Source organism: Photobacterium sp. WH77, assembly GCF_022014395.1.
GTDB lineage: Bacteria > Pseudomonadota > Gammaproteobacteria > Enterobacterales > Vibrionaceae > Photobacterium > Photobacterium arenosum.
On the sequence record NZ_JAKLTE010000016.1, the window covers coordinates 85657 to 102113 of the forward strand.

The following is a 16457-nucleotide window of genomic DNA, read 5'->3' on the forward strand; positions in this document are numbered from 1 at the left end:
TCAGGACGGGCTAGTGGGTTGCGCCAGCCGTTCAGCCAGCTTGTGAATCCGGGCTTCGAGACGGGCCAGTTGTGAGGCGGCTTCGTCGACCTGGTCGGCAAAATGGGCAATTTCCAGCGCCGGCGGCGCCAGCCGCCATTCTTCAGTGATGATTTCGCCCAGATCGCGGCGGCGCTCACCCAGCAGGTGCTGCAGTCCCGCCAGCTTGTGCCGGGCACCGCTCACGACTGTATGGGCAACCACATCCCCGCTGTAACGAGATAAACGTTCCGCCACATCCGGCTTCAGGCCACTGAGCAGTGCGGAAAACTGCTGGGCAAGCTGAATATCCCCTTCCAGTGCCAGTTTATCGGCTTTGATCAGCTGGGTGAGATTGGCCTGCTCACGCAGTTCAGGCAGCGCGGCCAGACTCAGGGCCAGGCGGCAGTCCGCCTCGCCTTCATACGCGGCCAGCACATCTATTTGCTGACTGAACACAAAGAACAGCTGCTTGCCGAAATCATTTATCTGCACGCTGATCACTTTGCCACGCAGACGCGCCAGACGACGCTGACTGGCCTCTTCATCTTTCAGCAAAGCATTCAGGGCGGTTTCCACCACTGCGGTGACTAAAGCATCAACTGGCATCCGAACCTCAGAATTTATAACCACGGTGCAGGGCAACAATGCCGCCCGTCAGGTTATGGAAGCGGGTTTGCTCGAAACCGGCTTCCTGCATCATAGTTTCCAGTGTGGCCTGATCCGGGTGCATGCGGATAGATTCGGCCAGATAGCGGTAGCTGTCAGCATCACCCACTACCATTTCTCCTACTCGAGGCAAAACATAGAACGAATAGGCGTCATAAACTTTTGACAACGGCTCTATCACTGGCTTGGAGAATTCCAGCACCAGCAGGCGACCGCCTGGCTTGAGCACGCGAAACATCGAACGCAGTGCTTTGTCTTTGTCGGTGACGTTGCGCAGACAGAAACTGATGGTAATGCAGTCAAAGTAGTTATCCGGGAACGGCAGCTCTTCGGCGTTGGCCTGCACATAGGCCACGTTACCGACGATACCGCGATCGCGCAGCTTGCTGCGGCCCACTTTGAGCATAGAGTTATTGATGTCAGCCAGCACGACCTGACCGTCTTCACCGACCATACGCGAAAACTTGGCCGTCAAATCGCCAGTACCGCCACCCAGATCCAGCACCCGCTGACCCCGGCGTACGCCGCTGCAGTCCACAGTGAAACGCTTCCAGATACGATGGATACCCATAGACATCAGGTCGTTCATCAGATCGTATTTGTCCGCAACCGAGTGAAACACTTCCGCGACCAGCTGTGCTTTCTCATCTTTAGCGACCTCGCGGTAGCCAAAATCAGTGGTATTTGTGGGTTCAGTCATGCTCGTTCCATCAATTCTCATCTAATTGCCGTAGTTTACTTGAAGCGCTAAGGTGTGTCATTCACCGTCTCGGTCAGCCTGTGGGCAGTATCACTGTCACGCTGGGCCTGCTCGGTCAGCGCCTGGGGTAAATCCCGTTTCACTTCAACGCCCAGTTGCTTAAAGCTTTCAGCCTGACGGATAATATTGCCCCGTCCGGTCGCCAGCTTGTTCATTGCCCCCTGATAGCTCTGGCTGGCTTTCTCCAACGCCGAGCCGACATTGTCCATGTCGGCCACAAACAGCCTCAGCTTGTCGTACAGCTTGCTGGCCCGTTCCGCTATCTGTTTGGCATTCTGATTTTGCCTTTCATTGCGCCACAAGTTATTGATGGTGCGCAAAGCCACCAGCAATGTGGTCGGACTGACCAGCATAATATTGCTGTCCATGGCATCGCGGATAAGCGTAGGGTCAGCTTCTACTGCGGTCTGGAACGCCGGCTCAACCGGTATGAACATCAGCACATAATCCAGACTGCGGACGCCGTCCAGTTGATGGTAATCTTTGCGGCTCAGACCACGGATATGGCTGCGCAGAGAGACCAGATGGTCGCTGAGGGCCTTGTCGCGCTCCTCCTGGCTTGGGGCATGAAAATAACGCTCATAGGCGACCAGCGACATTTTGGCGTCGACCACTACGTCTTTATCCTGCGGCAGGTGTACTACCACATCCGGCTGATAGCGCTTACCGCTGTTGTCTTCCAGATTCACCTGAGTGTGGTATTCGTGGCCTTCCCGCAGACCGGACTCACTCAGCACCCGCGCCAGCACCACTTCGCCCCAGTTACCCTGCGCTTTGTTATCACCTTTCAGCGCTTGGGTCAGATTGACGGCCTCACGAGCCATCTGTTCATTAAGCTGCTTCAGACTGTTGATTTCATGGACCAGCGTATGCCGCTCTCTGGCCTCATTGCTGAAACTGTCGTTGATCTGCTTGCGAAAACCTTCCAGTTGCTCCTTGAGCGGACTGAGCAGGCCATCCAGACTCAGCTTGTTCTGCGCGTCCACGCTGCGGCTTTTTTGTTCGAACAGCCGGTTGGCCAGACTCTCAAACTGCTGCTGAAGCCGGTTCTCGGCATTTTCCAGCAGGGTAATTTTTTCCTGCGCGGCCTTTTGCTCTTCACGGTAACGGGTTTGCAGCTCACGCAAATCGGCAGCCAGGCCGGATTCCGCCTGGCGGGTTGCCTCCAGACGCTCAGTCAGTTTCAGGTTTTCCTGCCTTAACGTTTCCAGGTAACGCAGCTTTTCTACCGCCGCCGCCAGCCGGGCGTGCATCTGCCGCAGTTCATTACTGAGGCGATCACGCTCGACATCCAGGCTATCGAGTTCCTGTTGCTGCTCTTGCAGATCGTGACGGAGTTGCAGCTCCTGCTGCTGGGCCAGCCGGGTTTCTGCTGCCAATTGCTGCTGCCAGATCGCCGCCTGCTGCCGTAAACGTCCCTGAAACCACAGGGCCGTTGCACCGCCGGCGGTCGTCGCACCGGCAATCGCTGCCGCCAGCCACTGGCCGTTATCACTGAGCCATTCACCCATCATAGATCTGTTTCCTGCATGCTTTTGTATTTATACAATAAGGCTAAAAAGATACTGGATAAATGTCCAGATATTGTCATCAATTAAGGCACGCTGATACCGAATTTCAGACTGGCTGAGTAAGCGCAAATGGCATAAACTGGCCCCTTTATGACGGGCAGCGGTTCACCCTGCCAGTCACACTGACACCAGCAGCAGGAAGCCGCAGTATGCAGGAAAAGAAAGCGATCGGGTTCGGCCTCGCCGCCGTGCTCTTATGGTCGACCGTCGCCACCGCCTTCAAGATCACCCTCGATTACTTTTCGCCGATCCAGATGGTGGCGGCGGCCAGTTCGGTATCAGCCATCGCCTTGCTCGCCATCGCCGGTTATCAGGGCAAACTGAATCAGCTGTTACCTACCCTGCGCACCCGCCCGCTGTATTACCTGATGCTCGGATTGATCAATCCCTGTATCTATTATCTGGTGCTGTTTAAAGCCTATGATTTACTGCCGGCCTCTCAGGCCCAGCCGCTTAACTACAGTTGGGCCATCACGCTGACACTGATGGCCGCCCTGTTCCTCGGCCAGAAAATTCGCCCGCAGGACTGGGTGGCCTGCTTATGCGGTTACCTGGGTGTGGTGGTGATTGCCACCAAAGGCGACATCATGGCCTTGCAGTTCGACAGCCCGCTGGGTGTGGCACTGGCGCTGGTGTCCACCCTGCTGTGGGCGCTGTTCTGGATTATCAACACCAAAAACCAGGCCGATCCCGTGGTCAGTGTGTTGCTGGGCTTCGTGCTGTCGCTGCCTTTCTCCATCGGTTTGAGCTTGTACATGGGCGGCTGGCAGCCCATTCCGTGGCAAGGCTGGCTGGCGGTCAGTTATGTCGGCCTGTTTGAAATGGGAATCACCTTTGTGCTCTGGCTCAATGCCATGAAGCTGACTCGCAATACCGCCAAACTGAGCAATCTTATTTTCCTGTCACCTTTTATCTCGCTGATCCTGCTGGCAACCATTATCGGTGAAACCATTCATCCGGCGACCCTGGTCGGGCTGGTGATGATCATCATAGGCCTGCTGATCCAGCAATGGCGGGGCAAAGCCAACGACGCCAGCGCCTCCTGCTGATCCCTTATCTGCAAACGAAAAAAAGCCTGTCACAGCAGTGACAGGCCAAGCGAGAGTTCAAAAGGGTTGTCGAGACCCAGCGCCTTTTTCAGGCGTCTAGTTATGAGCTAAAAATCTGACGCATACGGTTAATCCTGCGCCGGTGCCGGATGCCACTGGCGGCCTTTACGTGATAACAAAATCAGCAGTCCGGGTAGCAGCAGCAACATCTGAAAGGTCAGCAATAATGGCGGGGACAACTCCATCCGCTGGGTCAGACTGACCATCAGGCCGGCACCGCTCATCTGGAACAGACCCAGCATTGCCGCTGCGGTACCCGCTCTGTCACCGAATGGTGCCAGCGCTTTACCGGCCGCCGAACCGAGCACGAAGGCAAAACCAAATGAGCTCATAAAGATGGGCACCATAAAGGCCCATGCCGCTGAGATATCTTTCAGTGCCAGCATCATCACGCCAGAGATCACCAGCATCGCCAGCCCCGACATCAGGGTGCGGCGGGTACCCATCTTATCCATACATTTCGGCGCTACCATGCAGGCAATAATGTTCAGCACCGCATTGACACCAAACCAGGCCGTAAACTGTCCCATATCCAAGCCCAGATGCACCATCAGCCACATAGGCGCAGAGGTCACATAAGCCAGAATTACCGCCATTGCCAGCATAGACATTGAGGCATGGAAGACAAAAACCGGCTCACGCAGGACAGAAAAGTACCGTGACGGACTGAACATCGCGCCGCTGACAAAGGTCTCCGCCGGACGGGTTTCACGGAAAAACACACTCAGCAGGCCACCGGCCACCAGCGCAAACCCGGCCATAAAGCTGAAGTTAGCGCGCCAGCCAAACTCATGGGTCAGCCAGGAACCCAATAAAGGTGCCAGTGCCGGAATAAAACAAATCGCCCCGTTCAGATAGCTGATCATCCGGCCACTGCGTTCAGGACCAAAGCTGTCACGGGCTGCCGCAAACGCTGCCACTGAAGTGGCGCAAGCGCCGAAGCCCTGCAGAAAACGCGCGAGCAGCATGATATCCAGCGACTGGGCGGTATAAGCCAGTGCCGAGCTGAAGGCGTACACGGTGACACCGATCAGCGCAATCGGGCGACGGCCGAAACGGTCTGCCAGCGGCCCGGCAAAAACCTGTCCCAGTCCTAAACTGAACATGAACCAGGTGACGGTATCCTGCACCAGAGTCGGGTCGACGGCAAAACTGTCAGCCATAGCAGGCAAAGCAGGCAGATAAATATCGATGGCCAGCGGGCTGAACAGCACCAGCAGGACCATTAACGCCACAATACGGCGGTGAGACGTTGTCGTTTCAGGCTTCATTCACTCGGTTTCCTATCAGAAGACGGCGCCAGTCTACGGCCTTAGTGATATGAATCAAAATGGTTTATATTCACTACTAAAATTCCATATCAGAATATCACTGCTAAAGTAACGGACATATTATGACTGTTGATAAATTAGCCCGCCTCGATCTCAACCTGCTGGTTTGCCTCCATGTCCTGCTGCAGGAATGCAGCGTGACCCGGGCAGCCCAGCGTTTATTTCTCAGCCAGTCGGCGGTGAGCAAAAGCCTGGCCAGGCTACGCGAGCAATTCGATGACGCACTGTTTGTCCGCAGTGCCCACGGCCTGCTGCCCACCCCGCGCGCCAAAGTGCTGCAGCCAGTGCTGGAAAAACTGCTTCAGGATATTGAAAACCTGACCGAACCGACTGAGTTTGTACCGCAAAACAGCCACCGCCACTTCAAAATGTCGCTGGTAGAGAGTGCCTATCCGCTGTTAATGCCGCGTTTTCTCGGCGAAATCTTCAGTCAGGGACCCAACATACTGCTCGATACCCATGCCTGGGAGCCGGACACCTTCGACAAGATGCTGCGCGGGGAAATCGACTTCGGCATTACCGGCAAGGATCTCAATCCACACGACGCCCAGCTCACCCTGATGCCGCCCAAAGGGATCATTTTTCAGGAACTTCACCGCGATACCCAGCGCTGTATTGTTCGCCCCGGCCACCCAGTGCTGGCGCTGGTTGAGCAGGGCGAGTGGACTCAGGCCAACTATCTGCTGCAGCGCCATATTCAGGTGCGCTGCGGGCGCGATGACCGCTGGCTGCTGGATTACAAGCTGGCGGAACAAGGCTTGCAGCGCGACATCGCCATGTATGTGCCAGACTTTAATAGTGCCGCCAGCTTGTGTACCCATACGGATCTGATTTTTACGGCACCGAGCCATTTTGCCGACTATGTCGCCGCTCAGCTCAACCTGGTGGTGCTGCCGCTGCCCACACCGCTGCCGGCAATGGCCTACACCCTGTTCTGGCCACAACATCAAGAGAATGATCCTGGCCATTGCTGGTTACGCCAGATAATCATTAACGGATGCCGCGAATTGTCCAGTCGATAATTGCAGCCTCTCATTAAAAGCGCTACCGTTACCGGATCGGCCTGCTGCTGCCGTCAGGGTGACCAAGGGGCAGGTTTAGAGCATCCCCATTCGGATGACAACAACAGAAAGGAATATAGACAGATGCAATCAGTGATCTCACAACGCGTGGCACAGATTCGCCAGTGGCTGGAAGCGGAACAGCTTGACGCCCTGGTGATTCCGCATGAAGACGAATACCTGGGCGAATACATTCCCGAACACAACGAGCGCCTGTTATGGGCCACCGGATTTACCGGTTCTGCCGGCGCAGCGGTGATCGGCCGTGACAAAGCGGCCATGTTCGTCGATGGCCGCTATGTGGTTCAGGTTCGCAAGCAAGTGCCGGGCGATGTGTTTGAATACCGTCATCTGATCGAAGAGCCACCAATGCACTGGGTGCAGGAGCATTTGCCTGCTGGCAGTAAAATCGCAGTTGATCCCCGGCTGCACAGCGGTGCCTGGCTGGCACGCGTCCAGCAACATCTCGACAAAGATCAGCAGCTGGTGCTGATCAGCAGTAATCCGATCGACGACCTGTGGCACGACCGTCCGGCCCCGACTCTGTCCGATGCCAGACTGATGGGCCTGGATTTTGTCGGCCAGAGCAGCCAGGACAAACGTGCCGGCATTGCGACCAGCCTGCAGAAACAAAAAGCCGATGCCGTACTGCTGACCCAGCTCGACAGCATCGCCTGGCTGCTCAACGTGCGCGGCAGCGATGTGCATTGCCTGCCGGTACTGCTGTCAGCAGCGATTGTGCATCAGGATGCCAGCGTCGATTTCTTTATCGATCAGGCCCGCCTGCCTGCTGAGTTTGCGGCGCATGTTGGTGAAGGTGTCCGCGTTCAGGCCCCTGAAACCCTGAAAAATAGCCTGACAGCCCTGAGCGGCAAGCGGGTGCTGCTTGATCCGGCCACCAGCAATGCCTGGGCCGGGCAGACACTGCGCGACGCCGGCGCGGTTATTATCGAAGGGGCTGATCCCTGTATGCTGCCAAAAGCCGCGAAAAACCCCACCGAAGTGGCCGGTATGAAAGCCAGTCACATCCGCGATGGTGTCGCCGTGTCCAGATTCCTGGCCTGGGTCGACCGTCAGGTGGCGGCCGGCAACCTGCTGGACGAAGCAACACTGGCCGATCAGTTGTGGCAGTTCCGCATCCAGGATCCGAGCTGCACTGACGTCAGCTTTGACACCATTTCCGCGGCCGGCGGCAACGCGGCCATGTGTCACTACAACCACAACAACCAGCCTGAGCCGGGCGTCCTGCAAATGGACAATGTCTATCTGGTCGATTCAGGCGGTCAGTACCCCGACGGCACCACAGATATCACCCGCACCATTGCCATTGGCAATCCTGACGCCGAAGTGAAGCAAACCTTCACTCTGGTTCTGAAGGGTCATATTGCTCTGTCGACCGCCCGCTTTCCCCGCGGCACAACAGGATCTCAGCTCGATGCCCTGGCGCGCCAGCACCTGTGGGCCCATGGCTTTGATTTCGACCACGGTACCGGCCACGGTGTCGGCCATTTCCTGAACGTGCATGAAGGGCCGCAGCGTATTTCAAAAGCACCGAATCCGACCGCCCTGCTGCCGGGTATGGTGCTGTCCAACGAACCGGGTTACTACCGTGCCGATGCTTTTGGTATCCGTATCGAAAACCTGGAGCTGGTGGTAGAAGTGGCAACCGAGGGCGACATGACAGTACTGGGCTTCGAGTCGCTGACCCGTGCACCGATTGACCGCCGCCTGGTGGATCTCAGCTTGATGACAGAGACAGAGCTCGACTGGCTGAACCGTTACCATCAAACCGTGTTCGATGTCATCAGCCCTTCTCTGCAGGGTGAGGATCTGAGCTGGCTGCAGCAAGCCACGGCACCGCTCAGTCGTTAACACTGAAATCTATTGATCTTCACACTCTCAGCCCGGCCATGTATGCGCTGGGCTTTTTTATCACTGTCAGGCTCACACTTCAGTTAATCAAACACATAAAAGCCAGAACACTAGTAACAACCACCACTATTGATTGTTTTCACAACATAATAATGCCGTTAGCATCCCCGATGAAATTATACTCACTAGAATTCATAAGGTTATGCTATGAAAAAATATGTTCTCTATGCGTTAGGCTGCTTATCTTTTGCCGCCTTCGCCAATACTAATCCGCACCTGGAAAGCTATACCAAATCGGTCAGCCAGACATTAAGCAAAGGCCAGCGTGTCAACTTTACCGTTAACTTTTCCCTGCCGCCTGCTGACCGACGCCATCTGGTCACGCTGGGTTTTGATAACAATCAACCCAGCGCTATGGACTGTACAATCAGTATTTACAATGCCGCCAGCCAGAGACTGCATTATCTCGACTGTCGTCCGGGCTGGGGAGAATTACATTTTGATACGCCAAACGAGTATTATCAGAATGGCTACCGCGCCGTTATTTCCCTCTATAACGCCAACTTCAGTAAGCCGAGCCAGCGCTTCGAAGGTAACTTTCGCTTTAACTTTGGCGAAAGCAGCAGCATAGACAATGATCGCCTGCCTACCTGGTGGAAAAAAACCTATGAGGTTGTCGGGCTGGATGCCTATACCGACTACGATGGTGACGGCTTCACTCTGATGCAGGAATATTTCGGTAACAGTAAACCCAACGATGCCGCCAGCTTCCCGGATCACGATCCGGTGATCGATTTTGATGAGACACTGACCGCAGGCACCTCAATCTATGCCAGTTTTGGCACACCTGTGACCAAATGGCTGGAAATTACGCCCTACAACAATAAAAAAGTGAAGTCACTGGAATTGATCGTAGATACCACAGCCAATGCACGTAATCAGTCTGTCGTGGCCTTCTTCTACAACGAGAACAATGAACGTATTTATCCCAGCTACCTGAAATATCCATCCGGGAATTTGTCTGTCTTTTTTGACCAGCCGGTTGAAGTGCAGAAGTTGAAAGTGGAGCTGACTGCCCGTCATTACTCCTCCAATATCACCGCCCGCTATGACGCCAAAGTCAATGCTGTCTTTACCGAATAAGTAACGTAAAAAATCAGGCTGATATCATTCATCAGCCTGATTTTGTCATCAACACAAACCCGAGTGCCGACTTAGAGCGGCAGTCCGGAATAGGCGTGATGCCAGTCTTTCCACACCACCTCAAAACCGTGCTGTTTCACTGCATCGGCAACATCAGCCACGGCACGCTCATCACTGATAGCAAACTGCTCCAGCTCAGGTTCATCATCGGCATAGCCGCCAGGCTGGGTTTTGGAGCCCGCCGACATACTGGTGATCCCTAGTGGCAACACATTATCGCGAAAATGCGGCGACTCCCGGGTCGACATGGACAACTCGACTTCAGGATTAAACAGCCGGTAGGCACAAATCAGCTGCACCAGCTGGCGGTCGCTCATCACTGACTTCGGCTCCAGCCCCCCCGTGCAGGGGCGCAGGCGCGGAAAGGAAATCGAATAACGGCTCTGCCAGTAAGTGCGTTCGAGATAATCCAGATGACTGGCGGTAAAAAAGCAATCTGTGCGCCACTCCTCCAGGCCAATCAGGGCACCAATGCCGATTTTGTCGATCCCGGCGCGTGCCAGCCGATCCGGCGTTGCCAACCTGTATTCAAAATCCATTTTATTGCCGCGCAGATGATGCTTGGCGTACGTCGGAGCACTGTAAGTTTCCTGATACACCATGACCGCATCCAGCCCCAGGGTTTTCAGCTCAGCATACTCGTGCTGATCCAGCGGCTGGACTTCCATCGACAGATAACTGAAGTGGCGTTTAATCGCCGGCACACATTCGCGGAAATAGGCCATGCCGACCTTGCGCTCGTGCTCACCGGTGACCAACAGCACATTATCGAAGTTTAATGCCTTGATCGCTGCACATTCCCGCTCAATCTCGTCAAGATTTAACGTCCGTCGCTTGATCTTGTTTTCCATGGTAAAACCGCAATAGGTGCAGCTGTTGGCACAGAGGTTCGACAGGTACAAAGGGACATAAAACCCGATTGTCCGGCCAAAACGCTGCCGCGTCAGCGCGGCAGACTGCTGCGCCATCTGCTCGAGATACGGTTCCGCCGCAGGCGAAATCAGTGCTTTGAAATCTTCCAGATCGCGCTTTCGTCTACTGAGTGCCCGCTCGACATCTGCAGCTGTTTTACTGTAGATAGACATCCGGACATCATCCCAGTCCAGCTGCCGCCATACATCCACATAACTCATGGCGTCTCCTTACGCGCTGGCGTCTAAAAACGCAGTTAACGGGCTGGACGCCACGGCATGGCTGACTTTACCGGCCAGGCCGGCTTCGTACGCCATCCGGCCGCTCTCCACTGCCAGTTTAAAGGCCAGCCCCATCGCAACCGGATCCGCCGCTGCCGCAATCGCCGTATTCACCAGCACAGCATCTGCACCGCGTTCCATGGCTTCAGCCGCATGTGAAGGGGCGCCGATCCCGGCATCCACAATCACAGGCACCCGGGCCTGATCGATAATGATGTCGAGAAAATCACGCGATGCCAGTCCTTTATTTGAACCTATCGGTGCGCCAAGAGGCATCACGGCTGCACAGCCCACTTCCTCCAGCCGCTTACACAACACAGGGTCAGCATGGCAGTAGGGCAGCACAATGAAGCCTTGTTTGACGAGCGCTTCGGCTGCCGCCAGCGTTTCAATAGGATCCGGCATCAGGTATTTCGGGTCTGGATGGATTTCCAGCTTCAGCCAGTTTGTTCCCAAAGCTTCACGGGCCAGCTGCGCGGCAAAGATCGCTTCTTTCGCATTCTTGGCCCCCGAGGTATTCGGCAGCAGGTTGACCCCCGCTTCGCGCAGCGGGGAAAGAATGTCGTCATCACGGTTATCAATATCCACCCGTTTCAGTGCCATGGTCACCAGCTCAGAACCGGATGCTAGAATTGACTGTGCCATTATGTCCCGGCCGGCATATTTTCCCGTACCGGTGAAAAGTCGGGATGAAAAGGTTTTATCGGCAATGGTCAGCATGTCAGCCTCCTGCTATGGCTTGAAACAAGGCGATTTCATCGCCGTCATTGAGTCGCTGATCGGCCCAGAACTCGCGGCCCAAAATGGCTTGATTGAGCGCAACGGCCGTCGCATCCAGCGGCATCGCCAGCTGCTCCAGCAGCTGTTGCAGCGAGCTTTGCGCCGCCAGCTGCATGGCTTTGTCGTTCACCAGAACGGTTATCGTGGTCATAAAGATTCCTTACTGCATACAGGACATTGAGGGTTGGCTGGCAAGGTAAACTGCTGCCATTGCAGGCTGAGGCCGTCGAACTGGCGGAACTGGCGGACACAGAGATCACCGCTGTCGGTGATAGCTTTCACCGCCTGCAGCGCCTGAAAGGTTCCCATAATGCCGACGACTGGCCCGGCAATACCTGTCTCACTGCAACTTTGCGGCGCTTGCATTTCCGCTTCAGGAAATAAGCAGTGGTAGCAAGGCCCCTGCTGTGCGCGAAAATCAAAGCTCATCAGTTGCCCCTGCCAGCGTATCGCTGCCGCCGAAATCAGCCGTTTTTCGTGTTCGAAGCAGGCCTGATTAATGGCATGACGACTGGCAAAGTTATCGGTGCAATCCAGCACCACGTCCGCCAGGCTGATTTCCATCGCCAGTTGCAGCTTGGCCAGCCTGGCCGTCACTGCGCGGGCACGGATCAGCGGATTGAGCGCTTTGACCTGCGCCACGGCGGCCTGCGCTTTGCTCTCACCCTGATTATCATCACGGTAGATAATCTGGCGCTGCAGGTTGGAACGCTCGACACGGTCGCCATCGGCAATCACCAGGCTGCCAACCCCCGCCGCCGCCAGATATAAGGCCGCCGGGGCGCCAAGCCCGCCAGCGCCGATAATCAGTACTCTGGCCTGTTGCAGGGCCTGCTGGCCCTGCTCACCGATTTCCGGTAGCTGCACCTGACGCTGATAGCGCAAAAAAGACTCGTCTGTCAGCATGGCTCCCTCACCAGCTTGTCGGCAAATCCCGCCAGTGCCTGCTCGAGATCCGCAGCGGCTGTCACGGCGCGCACTACAGCGACACAGGACACCCCGGTCTGCCAGACATCCGCAACATTGCTGAGATCAATACCGCCAATGGCAACAGTCGGGTAACGGCCGGCCACAGTGTCCAGGTGCTCTTTTAACTGGGCGATCCCCTGCGGCGGGGTTGGCATGTCTTTGGTCGGGGTCGGGAAAATATGGCCGATCGCCACATAGCTGGGTGCCAGGGCCAGACCGCGTTGCAACTCAGCCGCCGTTCGGGTCGATACCCCCAGACGGATATTCGCCTGACGCAACGCATCGAGATCCGCGATAGCCAGATCTTCCTGTCCCAGATGCACACCATAAGCACCGTGCCTGAGCGCCAGCTGCCAGTAGTCGTTAATAAACACCTGGGCGTTGTGCTCCCGGCCCAGACGAATCGCTTCAATAATCTGCGCTTCCAGCTCAGGATGGGCCGGATCTTTGATCCGCAGCTGAACGGATTTCACCCCCAGCGGCAGCAACCTGGCAATCCAGCGGACATCATCAACCACAGGATAGAGCGGCCCGATGCCGCCCTCCATCACAGGAAATGACTGTTGCATCACACCACTCATGCCTGTTCTTCCTCGTGAGTTTTAGCCTTGTGGTAGAGCTCGCTGCCCTTGTCACGAAATTCCTCCGCTTTCTGGCGCATACCTTCCAGCGGATCATCGAGCATGTGAATCACCTGGGCATCTTCTTGCGCTTTAGCGTAGTCCCGCACTTCCTGGGAGATCTTCATGGAACAGAATTTCGGTCCGCACATAGAGCAGAAGTGGGCCACTTTGCCCGATTCCTGCGGCAAGGTTTCATCATGGAAAGCGCGCGCGGTATCCGGGTCCAGCCCCAGATTGAACTGATCTTCCCAGCGGAATTCGAAACGGGCTTTAGACAGGGCATTATCACGCACCTGTGCGCCAGGATGGCCTTTGGCTAAATCAGCGGCGTGGGCACACAGCTTGTAGGTGATCAGACCGGTTTTGACATCGTCTTTGTTCGGCAGACCTAAATGCTCTTTCGGCGTGACATAGCACAGCATGGCGCAGCCAAACCAGCCAATCATCGCCGCGCCTATACCTGAGGTAATGTGATCATAGCCCGGAGCAATGTCGGTGGTCAGCGGGCCTAAGGTATAAAAAGGGGCTTCATGGCAGTGCTTGAGCTGCTCATCCATGTTCTCTTTGATCAGGTGCATCGGGACATGTCCCGGGCCTTCAATCATCACCTGGACATCGTACTCCCAGGCTACCTTGGTCAGTTCACCTAAAGTCCGCAGCTCACTGAACTGGGCTTCATCATTGGCATCAGCGACCGAGCCGGGACGCAACCCGTCACCCAGCGACAGGGAAATATCGTATTGGGCACAGATCTCGCAAATCTCGCGGAAATGCTCATAGAGAAAGCTTTCTTTGTGGTGCGCCAGGCACCATTTCGCCATGATAGAACCACCGCGGGAAACAATCCCGGTTACCCGCTTGGCGGTCATAGGGACAAAGCGCAGCAGCACACCGGCGTGGATGGTAAAATAGTCGACGCCCTGCTCGGCTTGCTCCAGCAAGGTGTCGCGGAAGACTTCCCAGGTCAGGTTCTCGGCAACACCGTTCACCTTCTCCAGCGCCTGATACATAGGGACAGTCCCGATGGGCACCGGGCTGTTGCGGATGATCCATTCGCGGGTTTCATGAATATTTCGGCCCGTCGACAAATCCATCACGGTATCGCCGCCCCAGCGGGTCGACCACACCAGTTTTTCCACTTCTTCTTCAATTGAAGAGCTCACGGCCGAGTTACCAATATTGGCATTCACTTTCACCAGGAAGTTGCGGCCAATGATCATCGGCTCGGATTCCGGGTGGTTGATGTTCGACGGAATAATCGCGCGGCCTTCAGCCACTTCCCTGCGCACAAACTCGGCTGTGATGTCTTTGGGCAGATTGGCACCGAAGCTGTGTCCCGGGTGCTGCTGGTTTAGCACCTCATCACGGTATTGAGCGCGGCCCATGTTTTCCCGGATCGCGATATATTCCATTTCCGGGGTGATAATGCCCTGCCGGGCATAGTGCATCTGAGTCACACACTGGCCAGCTTGAGCACGGCGTACACGGGCTCGGTGAGCAAAACGTAGATCTTCAAGTGTATCGTCGGCCAGACGCTCTTTGGTATAGGCAGAGCTCAGTTCATCAAGCAGTTCGGTATCGCCGCGCTCCTCGATCCAGCTTTCACGCAGTTTTGGCAACCCGTTATAGATATCAATAGATTGGTCAGGATCGGTATAAAAGCCTGAAGTGTCATAAACTCGAATCGGTTCATTAGGCTCAAAGATAGGGTTGTTCTTATCGCCACCGACCAGGGAATCGGCCTGAGCGATTTCACGCATACCAACACGGATATCATCCCGGCTGCCGGTGACATAGACTTTCCGTGAATTAGGGTAGGCTTGGGTGGTGAGTGAATCAATGAATTGTTTCGCTTCCAGTCTCGCTTGTTTGCGACTCGACATAGCAATTTCCTTTTTCAAAGTTAGGGAAGTTGCTTGACGGATGGGCGCGTAAACAAGAGGCGGACACATGTAGGGCGTGTCGCATCGTCTGATACAGCAGCAGTACAAATATGGTACAGCTAGGCAGATGATTTACTCTTGTTCCCTTCGCAGATACTAATCTGATCAGGTTCAACGGATCCCGCAATGCGGTCTCAGCCAGTTGGCACTCCGACAAGTTTCAGTCAAAGAGTATAAGGAAGCATCACCCTCTCAGCAAGTCGTCTTTTTCATCCCCACATCACTACAGCGTTTTCTGCTGGCAGATCAGCACATCACACTTCAGGTGTTGCGCCAGTTCATAACGTAAATCACCCAGCCAATGTATTCCGGGTTTGTAGTTACCCGTGATCACTAAATCGACTTTGATCGTCTTCCCCAGCGCAATCAGATGTTTGGCAACATCACCATCGGCCAGATGGATAGCCGCAATCGGATGCGGTGAGTGTTTTGCCAGAGCGGACAACTGAGCCATTCTTTTCAACTCCTGCTCGTTATGCGCCTCGTCGAGTTGTAAATCGATATCCAGAAAGCTGACATTCCCTACACCAGGTTCTACATATGCCAGATGCAGATCCGCATTGTTTTGCTCTGCAATCACGCCTGCTTTTGCAACCAACTGTTTTACATTCAAATCATCAGGGTTGATTGCCAGTAAAATGGTATGGTACATACCCATAATCACCTCTACTCCTGCTAGGATTAGTGCACAATGTAAACCTTCACGTGAAAAAGCAAGTCACTCTGTGGCAGCAGGATTTACTCATGCCTTTTTCACAATAGCATGTAATAACTTTGTCACCATCAGGGCTTTCTATGAACCAACTGATTATTCTGGGCTATGTTGCTATGGGCGGGGCGCTCGGGGCCTGTTCACGCTACCTGATTGCCGAACTCTCTGTGATTTTATTAGGCAAGGGATTTCCGTACGGGACACTGGCCGTCAACATCACAGGCTCTTTGATTATGGGTATGCTGAGCTCAGCACTTAACCAGGGCATGATAGAAGCTACACCTTGGCGCCCATTGATTGGCATCGGTATGCTGGGTGCTTTAACAACTTTTTCCACATTTTCGATGGATAACCTGATACTGCTCCAGCAAGGCGCCTATATCAAAGCTGGCTTAAATATTATGCTGAACTTATCTCTGAGCCTATTTGCTTGCTTCGTTGGATTTCAGTTGCTTCAGCGTGGATAAGCGGATGAATAGCCTATTGCGTCTAAAAGGGAAGTGAGGTTCACTCCAAGCCCTAACATAGGCCTGTGAGTGAAATTGAGGCATAGAAACCCCGCCTGATGACGAGGTCTTTATATTTGGCAGGGGATGACGGAGCGACCGGGCTGGCGTTCCAGCCGCCGACATCAGCGTATCAT

16 protein-coding genes and 1 riboswitch are annotated in these 16457 nt (G+C 54.9%); of the genes, 5 read left to right on the forward strand and 11 right to left on the reverse strand.

Annotation, left to right across the window (positions count from 1 at the left end; all coding sequences use genetic code 11):
• Genes L6J37_RS15700 through rmuC form a run of 3 tightly spaced genes read right to left on the reverse strand, consistent with a single transcriptional unit; the run spans position 1 to position 2958 of the window.
• Positions 1-627: a ubiquinone biosynthesis accessory factor UbiJ gene (locus L6J37_RS15700; RefSeq protein ID WP_237795802.1), complete on the reverse strand. Its 627-nt coding sequence runs from the start codon at positions 625-627 to the stop codon at positions 1-3.
• Positions 628-634: 7 nt separating this feature from the next.
• The gene (gene ubiE / locus L6J37_RS15705) at positions 635-1387 is read right to left on the reverse strand and encodes a bifunctional demethylmenaquinone methyltransferase/2-methoxy-6-polyprenyl-1,4-benzoquinol methylase UbiE (RefSeq protein ID WP_192017389.1); all 753 of its coding nucleotides are present in this window, start codon (positions 1385-1387) and stop codon (positions 635-637) included.
• 47 nt (positions 1388-1434) lie between these two features.
• Positions 1435-2958, reverse strand: coding sequence for a DNA recombination protein RmuC (gene rmuC, locus L6J37_RS15710; RefSeq protein ID WP_370630704.1), 1524 nt, complete (start codon positions 2956-2958; stop codon positions 1435-1437).
• A gap of 209 nt (positions 2959-3167) precedes the next feature.
• Here rmuC and L6J37_RS15715 point away from each other — a divergent pair, with 209 nt between their 5' ends.
• Positions 3168-4067: a DMT family transporter gene (locus L6J37_RS15715; protein ID WP_218386315.1), complete on the forward strand. Its 900-nt coding sequence runs from the start codon at positions 3168-3170 to the stop codon at positions 4065-4067.
• Positions 4068-4195: 128 nt separating this feature from the next.
• Here L6J37_RS15715 and L6J37_RS15720 read toward each other — a convergent pair whose 3' ends face one another.
• Positions 4196-5398, reverse strand: a complete 1203-nt coding sequence (locus L6J37_RS15720) for a multidrug effflux MFS transporter (protein WP_192017386.1) — start codon at positions 5396-5398, stop codon at positions 4196-4198.
• A gap of 122 nt (positions 5399-5520) precedes the next feature.
• On the opposite strand from L6J37_RS15720, the gene L6J37_RS15725 reads away from it, so the two are divergent.
• The 3 genes from L6J37_RS15725 to L6J37_RS15735 all read left to right on the forward strand — a co-directional run bounded on the left by L6J37_RS15725 (position 5521) and on the right by L6J37_RS15735 (position 9534).
• Positions 5521-6480 carry a LysR substrate-binding domain-containing protein gene (locus tag L6J37_RS15725; protein ID WP_192017385.1) on the forward strand — a complete coding sequence of 320 codons (960 nt, stop codon included), beginning with the start codon at positions 5521-5523 and terminating at the stop codon, positions 6478-6480.
• A gap of 123 nt (positions 6481-6603) precedes the next feature.
• On the forward strand, positions 6604-8391 hold the full coding sequence (locus L6J37_RS15730; protein WP_237795804.1) for an aminopeptidase P family protein: 1788 nt from the start codon (positions 6604-6606) through the stop codon (positions 8389-8391).
• A 207-nt stretch (positions 8392-8598) separates the two neighbouring features.
• A complete protein-coding gene (locus L6J37_RS15735) occupies positions 8599-9534 on the forward strand; it encodes a hypothetical protein (RefSeq protein WP_192017383.1) in 936 nt (311 codons plus the stop codon).
• 71 nt (positions 9535-9605) lie between these two features.
• Here the strand turns inward: L6J37_RS15735 and thiH are convergent, their stop codons facing one another.
• The 7 genes from thiH to L6J37_RS15770 all read right to left on the reverse strand — a co-directional run bounded on the left by thiH (position 9606) and on the right by L6J37_RS15770 (position 15754).
• The gene (thiH, locus tag L6J37_RS15740; RefSeq protein WP_218386319.1) at positions 9606-10727 is read right to left on the reverse strand and encodes a 2-iminoacetate synthase ThiH; all 1122 of its coding nucleotides are present in this window, start codon (positions 10725-10727) and stop codon (positions 9606-9608) included.
• A 9-nt stretch (positions 10728-10736) separates the two neighbouring features.
• Positions 10737-11507, reverse strand: coding sequence for a thiazole synthase (locus tag L6J37_RS15745; protein WP_218386321.1), 771 nt, complete (start codon positions 11505-11507; stop codon positions 10737-10739).
• Between the two features lies 1 nt (position 11508).
• Positions 11509-11718: a sulfur carrier protein ThiS gene (gene thiS / locus L6J37_RS15750; protein ID WP_036758954.1), complete on the reverse strand. Its 210-nt coding sequence runs from the start codon at positions 11716-11718 to the stop codon at positions 11509-11511.
• A complete protein-coding gene (locus tag L6J37_RS15755; RefSeq protein WP_237795806.1) occupies positions 11715-12473 on the reverse strand; it encodes a HesA/MoeB/ThiF family protein in 759 nt (252 codons plus the stop codon). Before L6J37_RS15755 ends, thiS begins: the two co-directional genes overlap by 4 nt.
• The gene (thiE, locus tag L6J37_RS15760) at positions 12467-13117 is read right to left on the reverse strand and encodes a thiamine phosphate synthase (RefSeq protein WP_237795808.1); all 651 of its coding nucleotides are present in this window, start codon (positions 13115-13117) and stop codon (positions 12467-12469) included. Before thiE ends, L6J37_RS15755 begins: the two co-directional genes overlap by 7 nt.
• Positions 13114-15042, reverse strand: coding sequence for a phosphomethylpyrimidine synthase ThiC (thiC, locus tag L6J37_RS15765; protein ID WP_237795810.1), 1929 nt, complete (start codon positions 15040-15042; stop codon positions 13114-13116). Before thiC ends, thiE begins: the two co-directional genes overlap by 4 nt.
• A 125-nt stretch (positions 15043-15167) precedes the next feature.
• Positions 15168-15265: riboswitch (TPP riboswitch) on the reverse strand.
• 60 nt (positions 15266-15325) lie between these two features.
• The gene (locus tag L6J37_RS15770; protein ID WP_237795812.1) at positions 15326-15754 is read right to left on the reverse strand and encodes a universal stress protein; all 429 of its coding nucleotides are present in this window, start codon (positions 15752-15754) and stop codon (positions 15326-15328) included.
• Positions 15755-15897: 143 nt separating this feature from the next.
• On the opposite strand from L6J37_RS15770, the gene crcB reads away from it, so the two are divergent.
• Positions 15898-16281, forward strand: a complete 384-nt coding sequence (crcB, locus tag L6J37_RS15775) for a fluoride efflux transporter CrcB (RefSeq protein WP_192017378.1) — start codon at positions 15898-15900, stop codon at positions 16279-16281.
• Positions 16282-16457: the final 176 nt, after the last annotated feature.